Below are 21,393 nucleotides of genomic sequence, written 5' to 3'. Positions count from 1 at the left end.
CCGCGTCACCCTTCGCCGGAATGCGGACCTGTGTCCGCTGCGGAATTCAGGGGCCGAGACGGTGAGATACGGCGCAATGAACGGACTGAACCGGCTGGCGCGCGGGGCGCGGGGCCTTGTTTTGCGTTTCGTGCGCGGCACGCGCGGCAATGTCGCGATGATGTTCGCCCTGGCGCTGCCGGCCCTGCTGATGATCTCGCTCGGCGCGGTCGACATTCACCAGGCCTCCAAGGTGAAGGCCCACCTGCAGGATGCGCTGGACGCGGCCGCCCTGGCCGCCGCGCGCTCGAAATACACCGACGACACCAATCTGAACCGCATCGGACTGGCGGCGCTCAAGGCGAACATGCCCGCCTATTTCCACCCGGACAGCGAGGACACCGCCAGCTTCACCCTGGACAATAACAAGATCGTCGCCAACGCCCGTGTGAACGTGAAGGTGCTGGTCGCCAATATCGTTCTGCCGCCCTATGGCAAGCTGATGGACGACTACCTGCCGGTCGGCACGTCGTCGGAAGTCCTGCGCGCCTCGCGCAACGTCGAGGTGGCGATGGCGCTGGACATCACCGGATCGATGGCCGGTCAGAAGTTGAAGGATCTCAAGGCGGCGGCGAACGAACTCATCGACATCGTGGTGCAGACCGAACAGACGCCCTTCTATTCCAAGGTCGCTCTCGCGCCCTATTCCATCGGGGTGAACGTCGATACCTACGCCAACGCCCTGCGCGGCGCGCCGGTCGGCACGACCTCGATCTCCAAGGCGGAGTGGGCGGCGGGTTCCAGCGTGACGATTTCCAAGGTGACCCGCGCAAGCACGGCGCGCGTGACCGCCAACGGCCATGGCTTGACCACCGGGGACTCGGTCTGGATCAAGAGCCTCAGCAATATGAGCGGCCTGAACGACAGGGCCTATACGGTCACGGTCAGGGACGCGAACACGTTCGACCTCAACGGGACCAGCACGACCGGCTACAGCAAGGACGGGACTAACGGCAACGTCACGCGATGCCTGGCTTCCGGATGCACCGTGGTGGTGACGTCCAATAATCATAAGCTGTCGGACAGCGACTATGTCGCGGTGTCCGGCGTCCGGGGAATGACGAACCTCAACGCGACCTGGCAGGTGGACAGCGTGACCGCGAACACCTTCCGCACCACGCTCCTCGGTCCGACCCAGGCCGCCTACACCAGCGGCGGCGACGCCCAGTGCGGCTATGACGGCTGCAGGGTCCGGATATTCAGAAACATGCGGGGAAGTGTTCTTCAGAAGACCATCTCCAACTGCGTGACTGAACGGCCCGGCGCCTCCGCAGGCACCGACGCGGCGCCGGGCGTCGACGCCTGGCTGGGGCGTCTCTATCCGACCGAGTCGGCCTGTCCCTCCGCCAAGATCACGCCGCTGACGTCTCTGCGCGACACTTTGAAGGGTCAGATCAACAGCTATAGCGCCACCGGGGGCACCGCCGGCCAGATCGGTCTGGCCGCGGCCTGGCATCTGATCTCGCCGAACTTCAGCAACATCTGGCCGAGCGACGGCGCTCCTGCGGCCCACGATCCGTCCAAGACGCTGAAGGCCGTCGTTCTGATGACGGACGGCGATTTCAACACCAACTATTGCCAGGGCGTGCTCGCCGCGAACGCGGGCTACGGCGACGCCGACACCCGGATCAACTGCAACGCCCAGAACGGCGATCCATTCAGCCAGTCCATCACGCTGTGCAACGCGATGAAGCGGGACAACATCGTCGTCTATACCGTGGGCTTCAATCTCGGGACGAACCGCGGCAAGGCCGGCATCGACACCGCCATTGAGGTGATGGAGGAATGCGCGTCTTCCAAGGACAAGCATTTCTTCAAGGCCGAAAGCGGCACGGACCTGAAGGAGGCCTTCAAGGCCATCGGCCGGGACATCACCCGGCTGCGCATCGCCCGCTGACGCGGACGAGGACGGACAGGCAAAAGGGCCGGCGGAGCGATCCGCCGGCCCTTTCTTCGTCTTCGGCGATGCGCCGATCCGTCAGATCAGGCGGATCTCCTTGAGGCGCTCGGTCAGGAAGTCCTCGGCCAGGATGGTCTTGCCCGCATAGCGGTCCGGGTTTTCCGGGGTGATCGTCGAGGGCAGGGTCTCGATCGGGAAGTCCGGATTGAAATGCAGGAAGAAGGGCGTCGAATAGCGGGCGAAGCCGCGACGCTCGGGCGCGGGATTGACCACGCGGTGCGTCGTCGACGGCAGGACGTGGTTGACCAGGCGCTGCAGCATATCGCCGATGTTGACCACCAGGGCGCCCGCCGGCGGGGCGATGTCCAGCCATTCGCCGTCGGCGTCCTTCAGCTGCAGGCCCGCCTCTTCGGCGCCCAGCAGCAAGGTGATGACGTTGATGTCCTCATGGGCGCCGGCGCGCACGCCCGGGGCGTCGGCCGGGACCGGCGGATAGTGCAGCAGGCGCAGGACGCTGTTGCCCAGCTGGACCTTGTCCTCGAAGTAGTCGTCGTCCAGCTTCAGATAGCGGGCGATGGCCTTGAGGACGCGACGGCCCAGTTCGTCCAGGCCGTCGTACAGGCCGTAGACGTGCTCGTGGAAGCCTTCGACCTCGGTCGGCCAGAGGTTGTCGCGCATGTACTGGCGATAGGGATGGCCTTCCGGCAGCTCGCGGCCCGTGTGCCAGAACTCCTTCAGGTCCACGGCCTTGGCGCCCTTGGCCGCCTCGACGCCGAACGGCGTCAGGCCGCGCGCGCCGCCCGTGCCGGGCTGGTGATACTGGCGCTTCACGTCTTCCGGCAGGGCGAAGAAGGTCTTGGCGTCGGACACGGCGGCGTCGATCAGGCCCTGGTCAAGGCCGTGGTCGGCGATCACCGCGAAACCGTAGCGAGCAAAGGAGGCGCCCAGGGCGTCGGCGAAGGCCTGGAAGTCGGCGTCATAGCCCTTCATCGACACGGGGACGATGGCGCGGGTCTTGGTCTGGTCCTCGGCGGAGGAAGCGGTCAGCGGAGAGCTCACGGGCGGAAAATGCCTCTGAATGGGTGATATGAAGGGTTTCATACGCCTTGCCGCAACAAATTGGCAGCCCGGCGCCCTCGCGGCGCGATCTCGTCTTTGACTCTCAAGCGGCGCTGTTGTGGGGTGCGGGTTCAGTCAGGATGGAGGACGACATGGACGCGCGATCGCAGCCTCAGCCGCCCAAGGGGGAGGGGACATGGACCCTGCTCCAGTCCCGGGCCGACCGCAGCTTCTGGCAGCAGACCCGCACCCTGACGCCAGAGCGGTCCGTCACCTGGTTCGTGATCGCCCGCCCGCCCGAGCAACTGTCCTACGACAGCTTCGACGAGGCCGAGGCGATGTTCCGGGCCATGGACGAGGATTGATCGGGGACGGATAGGACAAAGGCCCCGCGGGGCTTCCGCGAGGCCTTTGATGGTGGAGCTTAGCGGAGTCGAACCGCTGACCTCTTGCATGCCATGCAAGCGCTCTACCAACTGAGCTAAAGCCCCGCGCCTTGCGGCTTGGGTATGTGCCGGCGAACCGGGTCGAGACGAATGGTGGAGCTTAGCGGAGTCGAACCGCTGACCTCTTGCATGCCATGCAAGCGCTCTACCAACTGAGCTAAAGCCCCGAACCTTTCGGTCGGCCTCGCCGGAGATTTTGGCCCCCAGCGAGGGGCGGAAACTATGTCAGGCCTTTTGAGAGATCAAGCCGGTCCGACAACTTTTTTTCCGCTTATTTTTCCGACCCTTGGTATCAGTCGTCGTCGCGCGACGGCTTGACGAGGTCATCGTCCAGGCTGTCGTCGTCTTCGTCCTCGATGAAGGGCACCGAGTCATCGTCGTCGTCGCTCAGGGCGTCGTCGTCGTCGCCGTCGGACGAGCCCATGCCGGCGTCGTCGGCGCCGGGTTCGCCGTCGTCGTCGTCGTCCGGCGTCAGGATCGGCTCGTGGCCTTCTTCGTCGATTTCGGGGGTCGAGGCTTCAGCGTCCTCTTCCTCTTCGTCGCCGTCGACCGACTTGTCGGCGACTTGATCCTCGGCCTCGTCGTCGGCGGCGAAGCCGGCGCCGGCGCGACCGCGAACGCGGCGGTTGCGCATGGCTTCTTCAAGCGGATCGAACTCGGTGTCGCACTTGGGGCAGTGTGCCGGGCGACGGTTCAGATCGTAGAATTTGGCCTGGCAGTTCGGGCAGACCTGCTTTTGGCCCAGTTCGGGTTTGGCCACGGGATAACCTTCGGCAGGAGTTGAAAATCCGGAATTCGGCCGGCTCCCTTGCCACCCAAGGGGGCCGCTGTCAAAAGCCTTCTTATCCGCGCCAGCGCGGCGTTTCCTGAACAATTGGAGTTTTTGGCCAGGTGACCGCCTCTTCGACCCTTACTGCGCGTCCTGTTGTCGCTTCCCTGAAGGGCGCCGTCCGCGCGCCCGGCGACAAGTCGATGTCGCACCGCTCGCTCATCTTCGGCGGCATGGCCGAGGGCGTGACCGAGATCGAGGGCCTGCTGGAAGGCGACGACATTCTGGCCACCGCCCGCGCGGTCGAGGCCTTCGGCGCAAAGGTCGAACGGCTGGGTGAAGGCCGCTGGCGCGTGACCGGGCAGGGCGGCTTCACGACGCCGGCTTCGGTCATCGACTGCGGCAACGCCGGGACTGGGGTGCGTCTGCTGATGGGCGCCGCCGCCGGCTATGAGCTGAGCGCCACCTTCGACGGCGACGCCTCGCTGAGGAAACGGCCGATGAGGCGCGTCACCGGGCCTCTGGCCGACATGGGCGCCCGTTTCGACTGGAACGCAGCCGAGGACCGCGTGCCCCTGACCCTGCACGGCGGCGGTCTGACGGGTATTGAATACGTGCAGACGGTGGCCTCGGCCCAGATCAAGTCGGCCATCCTGCTGGCCGGGCTGAACGCGGCGGGCGAGACCGTCGTGGTCGAGCCGGAAAAGAGCCGCGATCACACCGAGCGGATGCTGCGCGCCTTCGGGGCGGTGGTGGACGTGACCGAGGAGGGCGAGGGCTGGCGCATTCGCCTGACGGGCGGACAGACGCTGAGCGGAACTCATGTGGCGGTGCCGGGCGATCCCTCGTCGGCGGCCTTCCCCCTCGCGGCGGCCCTGATCACGCCGGGATCGGAGGTGACGGTCGAGGGCGTCATGCTGAACCCGCAGCGCACCGGCCTGTTCGACACCTGGATCGAGATGGGCGCCGACCTGACCATCGCCAACCGCCGTGTCAGCGGCGGCGAGGACGTCGGCGACATCACGGCCCGCTATTCCGCGCTCAAGGGCGTGATCGTGCCGGAAGACCGCGCCGCCTCGATGATCGACGAATATCCGATCCTGTCGGCTGTCGCCGCCTATGCCGAGGGCCGCACCATCATGCGCGGCATTGGCGAGATGCGGGTCAAGGAGAGCGACCGGATTTCGCTGATGGTCGCCGGCCTGACCGCCTGCGGCGTCGCGGTGGAGGAAGAGGCCGAGGGCTTCATCGTCACCGGTGGTCCGGTCAAGGGCGGCGCGACCGTCGCCACCGCCCATGATCACCGCATCGCCATGAGCCACCTGATCCTCGGCCTCGGCGCCGAGCAACCCGTCTCGGTGCTGGACCCGGAAATGATCGCCACCAGCTTCCCCGGGTTCGTCGATATGATGAATGGGCTGGGCGCCGACATCGGCGAAGGCCATGGCTAGGGCGCGAAAGAAGTCCGGCCTTGGGTCCTGGTTTCAATTCGTGCTCGCCGCCTGCTTCATGGCGTGGTGCAGTCTGGAGGGCGCGCGCTTCCTGTGGCGCAGCTGGCAGGCGGGGATTCTGCTGCACGGCAAGGGGCCCGATGTCGCGCTCAGCGACAAGCCGCTTGTCTTCTGGGGCCTGAGCGGCTTCTACAGTGTCTCGGTTCTGGCAGCTGGCGCCTTTGCCGTTTTCTGCCTGTTGATCGCTCTTCGTGACGTGACAAGAAAGACAAACTCCTGACCCAAGCGCTCGTCATCGCCGTCGACGGCCCGGCTGCATCCGGCAAGGGCACCATCGCCGCGCGCCTGGCGACGCACTACGGCCTGCCGCATCTGGATACGGGCCTGCTGTATCGGGCGGTGGGACTGGCGGTGCTGGACGCCGGTCAGGACCTGGGCGACGCCGCAGCGGCCGAGGCGGCGGCCCTGTCGCTGGATATCGTCGGCCTGGCGGATAACCTGCGCCTGACCGAGCGCGACGCGGGCGAGGCAGCCAGCCGGGTCGCCAGCCATCCGGGCGTGCGCGCCGCGCTTCTGAAGCTGCAGCAGGACTTCGCCGCTCAGCCCGGGGGCGCCGTCCTGGACGGCCGCGACATCGGCACGGTCATCGCCCCGAACGCTGCGGCCAAGCTCTATGTCACCGCCACGCCCGAGGTTCGCGCCGAGCGCCGCTGGAAGCAGCTGACGGCGCGGGGGCAGGACATTGCCTTCGCCGACATGCTGGAGGACATCCGCCGTCGCGATGAGCGGGATTCGGGACGGGATTCCGCCCCCATGGTCCAGGCCGAGGACGCGGTCTTGCTGGACACGACCGATCTGGGTATAGAAGCCGCCTTCGATGCGGCCCGCCGTATCGTCGAGGCGGCGCGTGTCCGGGCTGGGGTAGACCTCGCTGGACAAATCCAACGCTCCTGACCTCGGCTTCCGCGGGCGTTCTGGCTTTATCTGTTCGCGCCCTCTTGCGCCGGCCTCGCGTCCTGACGACCTGATTTTCCCTTTTCCATCCTTTATCCACCCGCGCGGGGCCATCCGGTCGCGCGCCTCAACCCCAGAGTTCCATGACCGACACTCTCAACCCCTCGCGCGACGATTTCGCCGCGCTGCTCGACGAACAACTGCAGGGTCGCGACCTTGGCGAAGGCCAGGTCGTTCACGGCCGCGTCGTCGGCATCGAGAAGGACATCATCATCATCGACGTCGGTCTGAAGACCGAAGGTCGCATCCCGGCCCGTGAATTCGGCATCGGCGAAGGCGCCGTCATCCCGAAGGTCGGCGACAACGTCGAAGTCTACCTGGAACGCGTCGAGAACGCCCTGGGTGAAGCCGTCATCAGCCGCGACAAGGCTCGCCGCGAAGAAGCCTGGACCCGTCTGGAAGTCGTCTTCGCCGAAGGTCAGCCGGTCAACGGCGCCATCGTCGGTCGCGTCAAGGGCGGCTTCACCGTCGACCTGGGCGGCGCCTCGGCCTTCCTGCCGGGCTCGCAAGTCGACATCCGTCCGGTCCGCGACGTCGGCCCGCTGATGGGCAAGGAACAACCCTTCGCCATCCTGAAGATGGACCGTCCGCGCGGCAACATCGTCGTCTCGCGTCGCGCCATCCTGGAAGAAGCCCGCGCCGAACAGCGCACGGAGCTGGTCGGCCAGCTGCAAGAGGGTGAAGTCCGCGAAGGCGTCGTCAAGAACATCACCGACTACGGTGCGTTCGTCGACCTGGGCGGCATCGACGGCCTGCTGCACGTCACCGACATGTCGTGGAAGCGCGTCTCGCATCCGTCGCAAGTCCTGGCCGTCGGCGACACCGTCAAGGTCCAGATCGTCAAGATCAACCCGGACACCCAGCGCATCAGCCTCGGCATGAAGCAGCTGCAGTCGGATCCGTGGGACGGCGTCGAAGCCAAGTACCCGGTCAACGCCAAGTACACGGGCCGCATCACGAACATCACCGACTACGGTGCGTTCGTTGAGCTGGAAGCCGGCGTCGAAGGCTTGGTCCACGTCTCGGAAATGTCCTGGACCAAGAAGAACGTCCACCCGGGCAAGATCGTCTCCACCTCGCAGGAAGTGGAAGTCATCGTCCTGGACGTCGACAGCGCCAAGCGCCGCATCTCGCTGGGCCTGAAGCAAGCCCAGAACAACCCGTGGGAAGCCTTCGTCGAGGCTCACCCGATCGGTTCGACCGTCGAGGGCGAAGTCAAGAACGCCACCGAGTTCGGCCTGTTCGTCGGCCTGGACAACGACATCGACGGCATGGTCCACCTGTCGGACCTGGACTGGAACGTCTCGGGCGAAGAAGCCATCCAGCGTTACCGCAAGGGTGAAACGATCAAGGCCAAGGTGCTGGACGTCGACATCGAGAAGGAACGCGTCTCGCTGGGCGTCAAGCAGCTCGGCGGCGACCCGATGGAAGGCGACGTCTACAAGCGCGGCCAGCAGATCACCGTCACCGTGACGTCGATCGAAACGGGCGGCATCGAAGTCAAGTTCGGTGAAGACGACGCGCCGGTCACGGCCTTCGTCCGCAAGTCGGACCTGTCGCGCGACCGCAACGAGCAACGTCCGGAACGCTTCGCCGTCGGCGATCGCATCGACGCCATGATCACGGGCATCGACAAGGCCACGCGCCGCGTCTCGGTGTCGGTCAAGGCGCTGGAAATGAAGGACGAGGCCGAGGCCATCGAACAGTTCGGTTCGTCGGACTCGGGCGCTTCGCTCGGCGACATCCTGGGCGCCGCGCTTCGCGAAAAGGCCGGTTCGAAGGACTAATCGTCCTCTTCGACCAGAAAATGGGGCGGCTGGAGCAATCCAGCCGCCTTTTTTCTTGCGTGACGGGCAAGAACCCGCGCCAATGGCGAGGCTACCCCTTGAGAATCGCTCTTAATCTGATGCGCCCTCTTTATTCCTGTGGCGTCAGACGGTTAGGGTGCGGACCTGAACGGAAGCGACTGCATCTGAAACAGCCACGGGCGGGGGCCTGAATGATCAAGTCTGAACTGATCGAGAAGCTGGCGGCCGAGAACATCCACCTCACCCACGCCGAGGTGGAACGGGTCGTCAACGTCATCCTGGGTCAGATGACCGAGGCCCTGTCCGACGGCGGACGGGTTGAGCTTCGGGGCTTCGGTGCCTTTTCCGTGCGCAGCCGCCCTGCGCGGGTCGGCCGCAATCCCCGCACCGGCGAGACGGTGGAAGTGCCCGCCAAGGCCGTGCCCTTCTTCAAGAGCGGCAAGGAACTTCGCGAGCGCCTGAACGCGTCCGGCGACGCCTAAAACGAAAGACTGAGTTGAAATGAGCCTGCTGACCGAGTTTCGTGAATTCGCCGCGCGCGGCAACGTCGTCGACCTGGCGGTCGGCGTCATCATCGGCGCCTCGTTCGGCAAGATCGTCACCAGCCTGGTCGATCAGGTCATCATGCCGCCCATCGGCCTCCTGCTGGGCAAGGTCGATTTCGCCCACCTGGAATGGGTGCTGAAGCCTGCGGACGCCGCGGCCGGCGTCGAAAAGGTGGCCATCCAGTACGGGGCCTTCATCAATACCCTGATCCAGTTCCTGATCGTGGCCTTCGTCGTCTTCCTTCTGGTCAAGGGCATCAACAAGATGCGCCGGGAACAGGCGCCGGAAGCCGCCGCCCCGACTCCGACCGAGGCCCTGCTGGCCGAGATCCGCGACGAACTGAAGGCGCGGCCCTAGGGCTGGACGCTCGAGGCGAACTGCGGGCGCTCAGGCCGAGGCCTTCGATCCGGTCGGAACGTTCTTGTCCGATAGCCTTCGCCATTGACCGCGCGGCGCGCGCGGGGGCAGGGGCCGGATGCAGAAGGAATAGTCGCCGTCGAACGGGGTCGGACGCCAGCCGCCGACGTCCTGACCCCCTGCCCCCAGGAGACCCGGCGTGAAGGCCGCATGGCAGTGACCCCAGCCGCCCTCGCGCCGCGCGCTGCGCGCCAGGTCGCCGAGATCGCGCAGGGTGCTTTCCGAGACGACCTGGAGCCGCACCTTGGCCGCGCCGAGCGCGGGGGCGAGTTTCAGCAGGGCGCCGACCAGGGCCGGGATCGCCTGCCGGTCTCGATCCAGGGCTGCCAGATCGAGAATCTCCAGCATCGGCGGCTCAATCGGATTGCCCTTGCCCAGCAGGGCCAGGGCGTGACCGGTGATTTCCCCGTTCACGCGGCGCGCCAGGTGAAGCGGGCGGACCGTCAGATCAGGGTCGGACAGCCGCCAGCGCAACATGGCCGGGCTTCGGTCCGCCGTCAGCCGCCCCTGGTCGCGCAGGGCCGTCCAGAAGTCGGCGTAGGGCGAGGCGTCCGACAGGTCTGTCAGTTCCGAGATCCCGCCAGGCAATCCCGTCATGTCGAGGGCTCGCCGACGGCCCGGCATCAGCTGTTCGCCGAGCCAGCGCGCGGCGCGCGGCTCGCGCGCCACGAGCCGGCGCAGGGCGCGGCCGTAAAGGCAGGCGACGGGGTTGATGACCCATGACAGCTTCAGCCCGTGGGTCGCGATCGGCCAGGGGGCCATGCCGAACTTCTTGTACAGGGGGCTGGATCGGGCGTTGGCGTTCAGCGTGTATCGCGCAAAGCAGTTTGGCTGGGCGATGAAGGCGCTGAGAAGGTCGCGGCTTCCGCCCCTCTGATCAGGTGGAACGATGACGGAAAAGCCGGTCGCTCCAAACAGGATCCGCTCACCGATCCAGAAACGCTGAATGAAGTTGCCGAGAAAGGCTTTGGGAGCGCCGTCCACGTCTTCGATCACCCAGCCGGAAGGAGCGTCCATCTCGCGTCGCGCCGCGTTGTCTTCCAGCCAGCGCCATCCCTCGGGAGAGCGTTCCGGCCACCAGACGTCGCGATGCAGCCGGTTCACGCCGGGTATGTCGGACGGGACGAAGCGGCGGACGGCCATGGGGGTCGGATCCTTGGTCAGCTGTGCCTTAACGATTCGGCCCAGCCTTGAGTTGCACCTCGTCTCCTGAAGCGCTTAAAACAATCCAAGGTTGCGCCTGGTGTGCTGAAAATGCGTCATTGCGATGACGGGTCGCGGCGTTAACGCTTGTCCGCATGGCCTCGTCGTGCTGTTTCTGCGGCCTTAATGCGCCAGTCTGGGCGCAGCATTTGGGAGAACGCCGTTGAGCACGACGGATGGGGGGGGCGCGCTTTCGGCGGCGCCTCGCAAGACGTTTCTTGGACACCCGCGGGGGCTGGTGGTCCTGTTCCTCACAGAGATGTGGGAGCGCTTTTCCTACTACGGCATGCGGGCCCTGCTGGTCCTCTATCTGACCCAGCACTTCCTGTTCGGCCCGAAAGAGGCGCAGGGCATCTACGCCGCCTACGCCGCGCTGGTCTATCTGATGCCGGTGGTCGGCGGGATGCTGGCCGACAAGTATCTGGGATCGCGCAAGGCGGTCATCATCGGCGCCGTCCTGCTCGTCGCCGGCCACTTCATGATGGCCTTTGAAGGCACGGGCGGTCGCGAGAACCTGACCATCGGCGCCACGACCTATGAGCTTCAGGTCGAAGGCCGCGATCAGAACCGCGCCATCTTCGCCGTCAACGGCGACGAGCGCACCCAGATCACGATCTCGCCGGAAGGCGTGTCCAGGGTTGGCGCCGAGCCGGCGGCTGCGGTCGCGGCTGACGCCGCTGTTCCGGCGGTGGCCCAGGCGAGCGGCTTCCCGGCCTTCACCGCCACGGACGGCTACAAGCTGGAAACCGTTCGCGACCTCGGCTTTGGGGAGCCGGTCCTCTTCTTCGCCCTGTCGCTGATCATCGTCGGCGTGGGCTTCCTGAAGGCCAATATCTCGACCGTCGTCGGCGCCCTTTATGAAGAGAACGATCCCCGTCGCGACGGCGGCTTCACCATCTTCTACGTCGGCATCAACCTGGGCTCGGTCCTGGCCACGGCCGCCTGTTCCTATCTCGGCATCAAGTACGGCTGGGCCTATGGCTTCGGTCTGGCCGGCATCGGCATGACCCTGGGTCTGATCACCTTCATCCTTGGCCAGAGCTGGCTGGAAGGCCGCGGCGGCCCGCCGCAGCCGGAAATGCTCAAGACCCGCAAGGTCTTCGGCGTGCCGTTCGAGGCCGTCTTCTGGATCGGCGGCCTGGTCACCGTCCTGCCGGTCTGGCTGCTGATGCAGCGTCACCACATCATCGAGACGGCCCTGCCCTGGCTGGCCGGCCTCATCTTCGCTTCGGTGGTCGGCTACGTGGTGTTCAAGCTGCGCGGCACCGAGCGCAGCCGCATGCTGGTCGCCCTGACGCTGATCTTCTTCTCGGTGCTGTTCTGGGCCCTGTTCGAACAGGCCGGTTCGTCGCTGACCCTGTTCGCCGACCAGTCGACGGCCATGCCGTCGTGGTTCAATGCGCCCATGACCCAGATGTTCAACCCGGGCATCATCGTCATCGGCGGTCCGATCATCGCCGCCCTGTGGGTGTGGCTGGGCAAGCGCAACATGGAGCCCTCGACCCCGGTGAAGTTCTCCTTCGCCCTGGTCCTGGTCGGCGCCGGCTTCCTGCTGCTGACCTGGGCTTCGACGACCCAGGCCAACGTGGACTTCCGCGTGCCACTGATCTTCCTGTTCTTCACCTACTTCCTGCACACGATGGGCGAGCTCTGCCTGTCGCCGGTCGGGCTGTCGATGATCACCAAGCTGTCGGTGGATCGCGTCGTGGGCCTGATGATGGGCGTCTGGTTCCTGTCGAGCTCCGTGGCGCACATCGCCGCCGGCTTCATCGCCCAGGCCACCTCGACCGACACCGTCGCGGGCGTGGTCACCAGCCCCGAATTGGCGCTGCAGACCTATGGCTCGATCTTCGGGACCATCGGCTGGACCGGCGTCGTCGTCGGCGTGGTCCTGCTGGTGCTGTCGCCGCTGCTGAAGAAGGGCATGGCGGGCATCCACTGATCGCCTGACATCCCGATCGACAAGAGAAGGGCGGCGTCTCGCAGGAGGCGCCGCCCTTTTCAGTTGGTCCGGGGGGAGGCCCCGTTCTTTCCCGTGCTTCCTCCAGGAGACGGGCCGGGGTCTTGGTCTTGAGCCCTAGAAGGTCTTGCGCACGCGGATCTGCCAGAAGGTGCGAGGATCGACGAAGCGCTCCTCGACGAAGGCCACGGGCCGGGTCTGGCGGTTGGCGAAGACGATCTTCTCCTGATCGAAGTCGTTCCAGATGTTGACCTGGGCGCGGATCGACAGGGTCGGGGTCGGCTTGTACTCGGCCCACATCTCGTAATAGTCGGTGCCGCGCCAGCCCGAGACCTGGTCCGGCTGGTAGTTCTTCTGGCCCAGCAGCGGGATCCAGGCGCCGCCCCACTGCAGCTTCCACGACGTGATGTCCTGCTGGAAGGTGACGGTCGCCTGGGTCGGCCGCACGCCGGAGATGGGCCGGGTCTCGCCCGTGGTGGGGTCGGTGACCTCGGTCTTGTTCCAGGTGTTGCGGAAGCCGAACTTGCCGCCCGAAAGGCCCAGCTTCGTCGTCGGGATGGTCACGTTGAGCGACAGCTGGTCCAGGGTGCCGTCGCCGATGTTGCCGACCGCCGCCAGGCCGCCGTCCAGCGGGATCAGGTCGATGGCGTCGGTGATCTCGTCGTGGCGCAGGCCCAGGCTGACGATGCCCTCGCCCCAGAAGCGCTTCTCGAACGTCAGCTCGCTGATCCAGCGAGACTCCGGCGACAGGTTCACATTGCCGCCGAAGACGCTTTCATCGGCGAATTCGGCCGAGGCGGCGAAGTCGTCAAAGTCCAGTTGACCCACGGTGCGCTCGAAACGCGCGCGGACCTGGGTATTGGCCATGGGCGTCCAGGTGGCCAGGATGCGCGGCTTGGCGAAGAAGAAGCTCTTTTCCTGCGAGGCGTCGCCCGACTGGCTGATGGTCGAGGATTCCAGCCGCAGGCCGCTCTCCACCGTCCACTTGGGATTGATGCGCCAGGTGCCCTTGCCGAACAGCTCGCCGCGCGTCTCCTCGACCTTGACCGAGGCCGAGGGCAGGGGAACGGCCACGCCGCCGACGGAATAGGCCTGCTCGGTCTCCAGCATGTTGTAGGCGACCTCGCCGCCGGCTTCGAAGTCCATGGCGGGCGACCGCTCATAGCGGACCAGGCCGCGCAGGATGGTCTCGGAGCCATTGCCGTTGGATGCGAACAGCTGTTCCGGGCTGACCACGGCGCCGTCGCGGTTGCGCGAGGTGGAGACGTTGTCGAACTCCTCGAACTCGTGGATGAAGCGGGTCTCCAGCTTCAGCTTCTCGCTCAGCGGCCGCGTATAGACCACGCCGACTTCGCCGCTCTTGCCGTCGTTGTCATAGAAGCTTTCGCGCAGGACGCCCGGCGCCGTCTGGCGGTTGAGGTTGTGCCAGTCGTTGATGCCGTATCGCGCCGTCAGGTCGATCTTGCCGCCCATGAAGGGGCTGGAATAGTTGCCGCGGATCGAGTTCCCGCCGCCGTAGCCGTCGTTGTAATACTGTTCGTTGCGCAGGACGTTTCCGTCGGCGTCGGAGCGCACGACGTAGCCCGCGCCGTTGGAGTCGCTGGACGAGATGCCGTCGCTCAGGGTCACGCCCCAGGTCCGGTCGCCCTCGCGGGCCGTGAACTGATAGGAGCCGCCGAACAGATCCTGGCCGCCTTCGAACAGGCTGGCGTTGGTCGTCAGGATGTGTTCGCGGCTGGAGGTGGTCTTCAGGATAACGTTGGCGACGACCGAATAGCCCTGCATCTCGATGCCGGGGGCGCCGCCGCGAACCAGTTCGATGCGCTCGACCTGGGCGGCGACCGTGCGGCTCAGCACATTGGAGCCGGTGTCGTTCTTGGAGGCCGGACGCGAGCCGTTGATCAGGATGTTGCCGACCGCGCCTTCAAAGCCCCGGGCGCCGTCGCCGTCGTTGACCGAGAAGCCGGGGATCCGGTTGACCATGTCCAGCGCCGTGTTGGGGCGGGCGTCCTTGAAGAAGTCGGGGGCGAAGATCAGGACGCCCTGGTCGCTGGCCTCGGCGGTCTGGGGCGCGCGCGTGGTCTCGGCCATGGCCGGGGCTGCAGCGGCGAAAGCCAGCGCGGCGGTGGTGGCCAGCAGAATGGTCTTGGTCATGGCGTCGTCCTCTCCCTCGGTCGTGGGGAAGGTGTGACGGCAGCGAGGCCCAGCCTCCAGTTACAAGCCGGACAGGTGGATTAAATCGCGGACAGCATTACCGAATAGTCAGATTACAGCCTGACTGGATACTGTTACGCCATCTGACATGATCTCACGTATCCTCGCTCTTTCGGCGCTTGTTCTCTCGCTGTCGGTCGGCGCTACCGCTCAAGCGCAGGACGGCGAGACGCTCGCGACCACGGTGGACGAGATCGTCGTCACGGCCCGTCGCACCGACGCCCCGATCTGGGAGGTGACGCGCGGCGACAGCACCCTGATCCTGGTCGGCGCCATCAGCGGCGTGCCGCGCGACGTCGAGTGGCGGCCCGAGGCCCTTGAGGACGCGACGCGGCGCGCGCAACGGATTCTCTTCCCTCAGGAAGGCCGGGCCTCGGTCGCCGACGTCTTTCGTCTGATCTGGCGTATCCGCACGGTGGCGACCCTGCCCAAGGGCACGACGACCGCCGACTATCTGTCGCCCGAGGTTCAGGCGCGACTCGAGACGATTATGGCGGATCAGCGAAACGACGGCTGGCGCACCAACAGCCTCATGATCCTGAGTAGTGATTTGATGAACGACAAGGCCGGCTATGAGCGGGGCAGGGCCCGCAACGCCACCGACGTCGTCAAGAAGGCGGCGCGCGACGCCCGCATCCCGGTGCGCCCGGTCGGGACCGTGCGCGGCGACGAGATCGTCGACAGCCTGATCACCGCCCCGCCCGCCACCTACGCCACCTGCGTGGAACGCGCCCTTTCGGCCGCCGAGGCCGGGCCGGAGGGCGCCGCCGCCCGTATCGCCGACTGGCGCGCCCGCCGAGTGCCAGAGGTCATGGCTCAGCCGCTGGAGCAGGCGCTCGGTCTGTGCTGGCCCTGGGGCGACCCTGAGATCGCGCCCCTGCTACGCCGTCAGTGGGCCGAGGCGGTGCAGACCGCCTTGGGCGAACCCGGCGTGACCCTGGCCGTCGCCCAATTGCGCGTCCTGGCTGAACCAAACGGCGTGCTCGATACGCTGGAGGCTCAGGGCTACGAGATCGAGGGGCCGGCGTGGAAGGCCGTCGTAACGACGGCCGTCCCCTAGACCGCCGTGCCGCCCACGGTCAGGCCGCCGATCTTGAGGCTGGGCTGGCCGATGCCGACGGGGACGCCCTGGCCGGACTTGCCGCAGGTGCCGACGCCGGGGTCGAAGGCGAAGTCGTCGCCGATCATCTGGATGTGGGTCAGGGCCGTGGCCCCGTCGCCGATCAGGGTGGCGCCGCGCACCGGGGCGGTGATCCTGCCGTCCTCGATCAGATAGGCCTCGGTGCACTGGAAGACGAACTTGCCGTTGGTGATGTCCACCTGGCCGCCGCCGAAGTTGGCGGCGTAGAGGCCGCGCTTGGTGCTGGCGATCATGTCGGCCTTCGAATCCTTGCCGCCTTCCATGAAGGTATTGGTCATGCGCGGCATCGGCATGTGGGCGAAGGACTGGCGACGGCCGTTGCCGGTGGCGCTCGCGCCCAGCTGACGCGCCGACAGGCGGTCGTGCATCAGGCCGACCATGATGCCGTCCTCGATCAGGACGGTGCGCGAGGTCGGGGTGCCTTCGTCGTCGAAGGACAGGGAGCCGCGACGCCCGGCGATGGAGCCGTCGTCCACCACGGTGACGCCCGGAGCGGCGACGCGCTGGCCCATCTTGCCGCTGAAGACCGAGGAGCCCTTGCGGTGGAAGTCGCCCTCGAAGCCGTGGCCGACGGCTTCGTGCAGCAGGACGCCCGGCCAGCCGGCGCCGAGGACCACGTCCATCTCGCCCGCCGGACAGTCGACGGCGTCGAGGTTGATCAGGGCCTGACGCAGGGCCTCGTCGATCTGGCCCTGCCAGCGGTCGGGGGCGATCCAGGCTTCAAAGCCGGCGCGGCCGCCGGCGCCGGACGAGGCGCTCTCGCGCTTGCCGTCGCGCTCGACCGTGACCGAGACGTTCAGCCGGACCAGGGGGCGCACGTCGCTGAGCAGGCGGCCGTCGGCGCGCAGGATCTCGACGGCGCGGCGCTCGCCGATGATGGAGGTCGAGACCTGGACCACGCGCGGGTCGCGGGCGCGGGCCCAGGCGTCGATTTCCGACAGCAGTTCGATCTTGTCCGAGAAGCCGGGCGAGGCGAGGGGATCGACCTCGTCATAGAGCTTCTGATTGGTGGCGCGCGGGGCCTCGGCGGCGTGGCCGGCGTAGCCGCGCTTGGCCAGGGACGCACTGTCGGCGGCGCGGCGGATGGCGGCGGCGGAAATCTCGTTGGCGTGGGCGTAGCCGGCGGTCTCGCCCGCCACGACGCGCAGGCCGAAGCCTTCGACCGCATCGTAAGACGCGCCCTTCAGCCGTCCGTCGTCGAAGACCAGGGATTCACTCTCGGTCTTTTCCAGAAACAGCTCGCCGTCGTCCGCGCCGGCCAGGGCCGTCTGCAGGATGGACAGGGCCTCGTCTGGGGCCACGCCGGAAGCGTCGAGGATGGGGGAGGGGGAGGCGACGGTGCTCATGGAGGCTAGATAGGCGCTCGACCGGCTCCCGTCACGGGGCAGACCGCCGGTTCCGCATAGGGAACACCCCCTTCCGCAGGGCGAAAGGGGGTGTGAGGACGTCTGCAATATGGAGGATCAGTCCTGGGTGACGTCGCCGGACCCGCTGACCGACTGGCGCAGTTCGGCCGGGCGGCGCGTCAGGCGCACGTCGCCGCTGCCCGAGACGTCGACGTCGGCCTTGCCCGTGGGGCCGACGCGGACATCGCCCGAGCCGCTGACCCGCACCTTGGCGTCGTCGACGATCAGTTCGTCCAGGCGGGCGTCGCTGGAGCCGGAGGCGTCGATCGTCGCGGCGCCGGCCCGGCCCTGGACCTTGACGTCGGAAGCGCCGGTCAGGCTCAACTCCAGCGTCGGATGGTCATAGCCGCGGATCTTCAGTTCGGTCATGCCGGACAGATCAAAGGCTTTCACCGACGGCGCCTTGATGATGACCTTCAGGGCGTCGGTCTCGCTCCAGCCGCGAATGCCGGTGCGGGTCCAGCGGACATAACTCCGGTCGCCGCGCGGGGCTTCGTCCAGGGTCAGCCGACCGTTGGCGAAGCGCACCCGATTGACCACGGTCTCGGCCCCCGTGATCGTGATGCCCGGGGCGTCGGCCTGCTGGTCATAGACCACGTCCGCGGGCAAATCGATGGCCAGGCGCTCGCCGTCGACCCAGGCGATGGTGCGGGTGGTCTCGGGCGAGACCTTGCCGCGTTCGATGGTGAAGCCGCTGTCGCCGGGCTCGTCGTCGGTGACGACCCAGGTCCAGTCATGGCGCGCCAGGTCGCGGCCGCCGACGGCGAAGGCGCCGCCGATGCCGACAACGGCCAGAACCAGGCCGGCGGCGGAGATGATGAGCAGATTGCGGATCATGACATTATTCTCCCTTGGCTCAGGCTTGCGGTTCGAGGGCGGGTTTCAGGACGCGGTAGTGCAGGCGGGCGTACCAGATGGTGGCGTCGATCAGCCACTTGGTCAGCAGGGCCATCAGGGCGACCATGAAGATGCCCAGGCCCATCAGGCCGACGCCCAGCAGCGCCGCGGCGAGGGCGCCGCCCGGCAGGCCCATGAAGGAGCCGGCCACCATGACGAAACCGCCGGCCACGAAGACCCCGACCCCGCCGATCAGCATGGACAGGACCGTGCCGAAGATCGGCAGGGCGATGGGCAGAAGGATCAGGATGTCGATCGCGCCCAGGCCAAGGATGCCGAAGATGGCGCCGGCGGCGGCGGGCGGGGACTGTTCCTGGGTCCAGCGCTTGGCGCTGGCCTCGGCTTTCAGTTCGCGAGCCAGACGATCGGGATCGCCCAGGGCTTCGGCGACCTGCGCCTCGGTGCGGCCGGCGGCGGCGCCGTCGGCGAAATGGCTTTCATAGTCGGCGACGATCTCGTTCGCCGTGATGGTCGGCAGCCCGACCAGTCCGCGTTTCAGGCGGGCCAGGAATTCTGCGCGGTTCATTGTTCAGCTCCCCGTTGAGCGTCTTCGGATTGGTCGGTCAAGGCGGCCGGTTCGACCGGCGCGCCCGCCGCTATGGCGTCGCTGTGCGGCGCGGTGTTCGCCACCAGGGCCTCGACGGCCTGGGCGAAGGCGCGCCATTCGGCGGTCTGGCCTTCCAGCGCCGTTCGGCCGGCGCTGGTGAGGCGATAGTACTTGCGCGACGGGCCGCTGGGCGATTCGACCAGATAGGTCTCGACCAGACCGTCGCTCTGCATCCGCCGCATCAGCGGATAGATGGTGCCTTCGCCCATGCCGATGGCGTCGGACAGACGGCTGGCGATCTCGTAGGCGTAGCTGTCGGAGCGGGCCAGCAGGGCCAGCACGCATAATCCCAGCACGCCTTTCTTCAGTTGGATGTCGATGGAGTCGGGCATGGCGTTCCCTTCGTTGATGACGAATGGGTATCGCAAGGTATCGTGCGGTGCAAGGTAGCTGTCGGTACATGACAGCGAATTAATCCGCCGAACTTTCGCCTCATCCCGTCACTTGAGCGTCTTGATCGCTTGGCAAGCGCAAGCCGAGCCGATAAGGACCGGCCTGAAACGCCGAGGTCCGCAAGGGCCCGGGGGGTGTTTGCGAATTGCTCGCAAGTATCGGCTGCGAAACGGTTTATGAGGAATCGAATGGGGATGGGCACGCGAGCCATGGCGCGGATCGGAGGCGGCGTCGCCGCGACCGCTCTTGCCGCCTTCGTCGCTGCGCCGGCTTGGGCGCAGGATCTGCTGGGTCAACCGACCCCGGGCGGCATCGGCCTGCAACCCGCCGCCGCGCCGCTGAAGCACGAGGCGATCTTCTTCCATGACTGGGTGCTGATGCCCGTCATCACGATCATCACCCTGCTGGTGCTGGGCCTGCTGATCTGGATCGCCGTCCGCTACAACAAGCGCGCCAATCCGGTTCCGGCCAAGTGGAGCCACAACACGGTCATCGAGGTCATCTGGACCGTGGTGCCGGTGCTGATCCTGGTCGGCATCTCGCTCTTCTCGTTCCGCCTGCTGTTCGCCTATCACGACACGCCGGAAGTCGATCTGACGGTCAAGGTCACCGGCAACCAGTGGAACTGGGCCTACGAATATCCCGATCAGGGCGTGGCCGAGTACATTTCGAACATGACGCCCGAGGACAAGGCTCCGGCTCACCTCTACCGTCTGGCCGCCGACGAGCCGATGGTCGTTCCGGTCGGCAAGACCGTCGAACTGCTGATCACGGCCTCGGACGTGATCCACGCCGTCGCCCTGCCGGCCTTCGGCCTGAAGGTCGATGCTGTCCCCGGCCGTATCAACCACACCTGGTTCAAGGCCGAGAAGACCGGCGTCTACTATGGTCAGTGCTCGGAGCTGTGCGGCGTTGATCACGCCTTCATGCCGATCCAGATCAACGTCGTCACCGAGGCCGAGTTCGCCGCCTGGGTCGCTTCCAAGGGCGGTTCCATGACGAAGAAGGCTGACGAAGCCGCCGCGGCGGCCGCTGCTGCTGCTCCCGCCGCCGCTGTCGTCGCCGCTCCGGCTGCTGACGCCGCCGCCGCCCCGACCGCCGCCGCTCCCGCGGCCCCCGCAGCCGCTGCCGCGCCCGTCGCGCCGGCCGCCCAGTAACAAGACGCGAGAGCCCAACGATCATGGCCACCGCTGCCGCAACACACGACGATCATCACGATCACAAGCCGGGTTTCTTCACCCGCTGGTTCCTGTCGACGAACCACAAAGACATCGGGATGCTGTACCTGCTGTTCGCCATCTTCACCGGACTGGTGGGCGGCGCCCTGTCGGGTCTGATCCGCTGGGAACTGGCCGAGCCGGGCATCCAGCTGTTCAAGGAAGGCACGATCATCCAGCAACTGGGGATCGTTGAGGCCTCCAAGCACGGCTACAACGTCACGGTCACGGCTCACGCCCTGATCATGGTCTTCTTCGTCGTCATGCCGGCGACCATGGGCGGCTTCGCCAACTACTTCACGCCGATCATGATCGGCGCGCCGGACATGGCCTTCCCGCGCCTGAACAACATCTCGTTCTGGCTGCTGTTCGCCGCCTTCGTCCTGCTGGTCATCTCGATGTTCGTCGACGGCGGCCCGGGCAAGGGCTTCGGCGGCGGCTGGACGGCCTATCCGCCGCTCTCCACCATGGGCCACACGGGGCCGTCGTTCGACCTGGCGATCTTCTCGCTGCACGTCGCCGGCGCTTCGTCGATCCTGGGCGCGATCAACTTCATCACCACCATCTTCAACATGCGCGCGCCGGGCATGACCCTGCACCGCATGCCGCTGTTCGCCTGGGGCGTGCTGATCACGGCCTTCCTGCTGCTGCTGTCGCTGCCGGTTCTGGCGGGCGCCATCACCATGCTGCTGACGGACCGCAACTTCGGCACCAGCTTCTTCGATCCGGCCGGCGGCGGCGACCCGGTGATGTACCAGCACCTGTTCTGGTTCTTCGGNNGAACAACATCTCGTTCTGGCTGATCTTCTTCGCCTTCGTGCTGCTGGTGCTGTCGATGTTCGTCGACGGCGGGCCGGGCCGCGGCTTCGGCGGGGGGTGGACCTCCTATCCGCCGCTGTCGACCAT

General features: G+C 66.6%; 19 protein-coding genes, 2 tRNA genes and 2 pseudogenes. 13 read left to right on the top strand and 10 right to left on the bottom strand.

From position 1 onward, the window contains the following. Positions 1–76 precede the first annotated feature (76 nt). Positions 77–1,936, top strand: a complete 1,860-nt coding sequence (locus B3K53_RS08660; RefSeq protein WP_292083803.1) for a TadE/TadG family type IV pilus assembly protein — start codon at positions 77–79, stop codon at positions 1,934–1,936. Positions 1,937–2,017: 81 nt separating this feature from the next. Here B3K53_RS08660 and B3K53_RS08655 read toward each other — a convergent pair whose 3' ends face one another. Beyond that, positions 2,018–2,929 carry an isopenicillin N synthase family dioxygenase gene (locus B3K53_RS08655; protein WP_292083833.1) on the bottom strand — a complete coding sequence of 304 codons (912 nt, stop codon included), beginning with the start codon at positions 2,927–2,929 and terminating at the stop codon, positions 2,018–2,020. 221 nt (positions 2,930–3,150) lie between these two features. Here B3K53_RS08655 and B3K53_RS08650 point away from each other — a divergent pair, with 221 nt between their 5' ends. Then, entirely contained in the window at positions 3,151–3,363 is a 213-nt protein-coding gene (locus B3K53_RS08650; RefSeq protein WP_292083802.1) for a hypothetical protein, read from the top strand. Between the two features lie 50 nt (positions 3,364–3,413). Here the strand turns inward: B3K53_RS08650 and B3K53_RS08645 are convergent. The 3 genes from B3K53_RS08645 to B3K53_RS08635 all read right to left on the bottom strand — a co-directional run bounded on the left by B3K53_RS08645 (position 3,414) and on the right by B3K53_RS08635 (position 4,204). Continuing rightward, positions 3,414–3,489: transfer RNA gene (locus B3K53_RS08645), tRNA-Ala, on the bottom strand. 46 nt (positions 3,490–3,535) lie between these two features. Continuing rightward, positions 3,536–3,611: transfer RNA gene (locus tag B3K53_RS08640), tRNA-Ala, on the bottom strand. A 125-nt stretch (positions 3,612–3,736) separates the two neighbouring features. Further along, on the bottom strand, positions 3,737–4,204 hold the full coding sequence (locus B3K53_RS08635; protein ID WP_292083801.1) for a TIGR02300 family protein: 468 nt from the start codon (positions 4,202–4,204) through the stop codon (positions 3,737–3,739). Positions 4,205–4,335: 131 nt separating this feature from the next. Between B3K53_RS08635 and aroA the strand changes: the two genes are divergently transcribed. The 6 genes from aroA to mscL all read left to right on the top strand — a co-directional run bounded on the left by aroA (position 4,336) and on the right by mscL (position 9,389). Beyond that, entirely contained in the window at positions 4,336–5,664 is a 1,329-nt protein-coding gene (gene aroA / locus B3K53_RS08630) for a 3-phosphoshikimate 1-carboxyvinyltransferase (RefSeq protein WP_292083800.1), read from the top strand. Beyond that, complete coding sequence (locus B3K53_RS08625) at positions 5,657–5,944, top strand: hypothetical protein (protein ID WP_292083799.1); 288 nt, start codon at positions 5,657–5,659, stop codon at positions 5,942–5,944. Before aroA ends, B3K53_RS08625 begins: the two co-directional genes overlap by 8 nt. After that, positions 5,941–6,618 (top strand): (d)CMP kinase, encoded by a 678-nt coding sequence (gene cmk / locus B3K53_RS08620; RefSeq protein WP_292083832.1) that lies wholly within the window; start codon positions 5,941–5,943, stop codon positions 6,616–6,618. Before B3K53_RS08625 ends, cmk begins: the two co-directional genes overlap by 4 nt. 143 nt (positions 6,619–6,761) lie before the next feature. Beyond that, complete coding sequence (gene rpsA, locus B3K53_RS08615; protein ID WP_292083798.1) at positions 6,762–8,465, top strand: 30S ribosomal protein S1; 1,704 nt, start codon at positions 6,762–6,764, stop codon at positions 8,463–8,465. 212 nt (positions 8,466–8,677) lie between these two features. After that, positions 8,678–8,968: an integration host factor subunit beta gene (locus B3K53_RS08610; RefSeq protein WP_105562595.1), complete on the top strand. Its 291-nt coding sequence runs from the start codon at positions 8,678–8,680 to the stop codon at positions 8,966–8,968. Positions 8,969–8,987: 19 nt separating this feature from the next. Continuing rightward, positions 8,988–9,389 (top strand): large-conductance mechanosensitive channel protein MscL, encoded by a 402-nt coding sequence (mscL, locus tag B3K53_RS08605; protein ID WP_292083797.1) that lies wholly within the window; start codon positions 8,988–8,990, stop codon positions 9,387–9,389. A gap of 30 nt (positions 9,390–9,419) precedes the next feature. Here mscL and B3K53_RS08600 read toward each other — a convergent pair whose 3' ends face one another. Then, positions 9,420–10,592, bottom strand: coding sequence for an N-acetyltransferase (locus tag B3K53_RS08600; RefSeq protein WP_292083796.1), 1,173 nt, complete (start codon positions 10,590–10,592; stop codon positions 9,420–9,422). Positions 10,593–10,890: 298 nt separating this feature from the next. Here B3K53_RS08600 and B3K53_RS08595 point away from each other — a divergent pair, with 298 nt between their 5' ends. Beyond that, positions 10,891–12,594 carry a peptide MFS transporter gene (locus B3K53_RS08595; protein ID WP_292083794.1) on the top strand — a complete coding sequence of 568 codons (1,704 nt, stop codon included), beginning with the start codon at positions 10,891–10,893 and terminating at the stop codon, positions 12,592–12,594. Positions 12,595–12,729: 135 nt separating this feature from the next. Here the strand turns inward: B3K53_RS08595 and B3K53_RS08590 are convergent, their stop codons facing one another. Next, positions 12,730–14,766 (bottom strand): TonB-dependent receptor plug domain-containing protein, encoded by a 2,037-nt coding sequence (locus B3K53_RS08590; RefSeq protein WP_292083793.1) that lies wholly within the window; start codon positions 14,764–14,766, stop codon positions 12,730–12,732. A gap of 148 nt (positions 14,767–14,914) precedes the next feature. On the opposite strand from B3K53_RS08590, the gene B3K53_RS08585 reads away from it, so the two are divergent. After that, a complete protein-coding gene (locus B3K53_RS08585; RefSeq protein ID WP_292083792.1) occupies positions 14,915–15,886 on the top strand; it encodes a TraB/GumN family protein in 972 nt (323 codons plus the stop codon). Here B3K53_RS08585 and tldD read toward each other — a convergent pair. From tldD to B3K53_RS08565, 4 genes are all read right to left on the bottom strand, one after another. Continuing rightward, positions 15,883–17,313, bottom strand: coding sequence for a metalloprotease TldD (gene tldD / locus B3K53_RS08580; RefSeq protein ID WP_292083790.1), 1,431 nt, complete (start codon positions 17,311–17,313; stop codon positions 15,883–15,885). The genes B3K53_RS08585 and tldD overlap by 4 nt on opposite strands. Positions 17,314–17,430: 117 nt before the next feature. Next, on the bottom strand, positions 17,431–18,210 hold the full coding sequence (locus B3K53_RS08575) for a GIN domain-containing protein (RefSeq protein WP_292083789.1): 780 nt from the start codon (positions 18,208–18,210) through the stop codon (positions 17,431–17,433). Between the two features lie 19 nt (positions 18,211–18,229). Then, positions 18,230–18,796, bottom strand: a complete 567-nt coding sequence (locus tag B3K53_RS08570) for a DUF1700 domain-containing protein (RefSeq protein ID WP_292083788.1) — start codon at positions 18,794–18,796, stop codon at positions 18,230–18,232. Continuing rightward, positions 18,793–19,209 (bottom strand): PadR family transcriptional regulator, encoded by a 417-nt coding sequence (locus tag B3K53_RS08565; protein WP_292083787.1) that lies wholly within the window; start codon positions 19,207–19,209, stop codon positions 18,793–18,795. Before B3K53_RS08565 ends, B3K53_RS08570 begins: the two co-directional genes overlap by 4 nt. Positions 19,210–19,458: 249 nt before the next feature. On the opposite strand from B3K53_RS08565, the gene coxB reads away from it, so the two are divergent. From coxB to B3K53_RS16210, 3 genes and pseudogenes are all read left to right on the top strand, one after another. After that, positions 19,459–20,427 carry a cytochrome c oxidase subunit II gene (gene coxB, locus B3K53_RS08560; protein ID WP_390182474.1) on the top strand — a complete coding sequence of 323 codons (969 nt, stop codon included), beginning with the start codon at positions 19,459–19,461 and terminating at the stop codon, positions 20,425–20,427. A 23-nt stretch (positions 20,428–20,450) separates the two neighbouring features. Then, a pseudogene (locus tag B3K53_RS08555) lies at positions 20,451–21,263 on the top strand (cbb3-type cytochrome c oxidase subunit I); the annotation flags it as partial. Next, a pseudogene (locus B3K53_RS16210) lies at positions 21,263–21,393 on the top strand (hypothetical protein); the annotation flags it as partial. The pseudogenes B3K53_RS08555 and B3K53_RS16210, both read left to right, overlap by 1 nt.

The organism is Brevundimonas sp. UBA7506 (genome assembly GCF_002479495.1).
GTDB lineage: Bacteria > Pseudomonadota > Alphaproteobacteria > Caulobacterales > Caulobacteraceae > Brevundimonas.
Note: the sequence above shows the minus strand (reverse complement) of the source record. Positions and strands in the feature narration are given on the sequence as shown.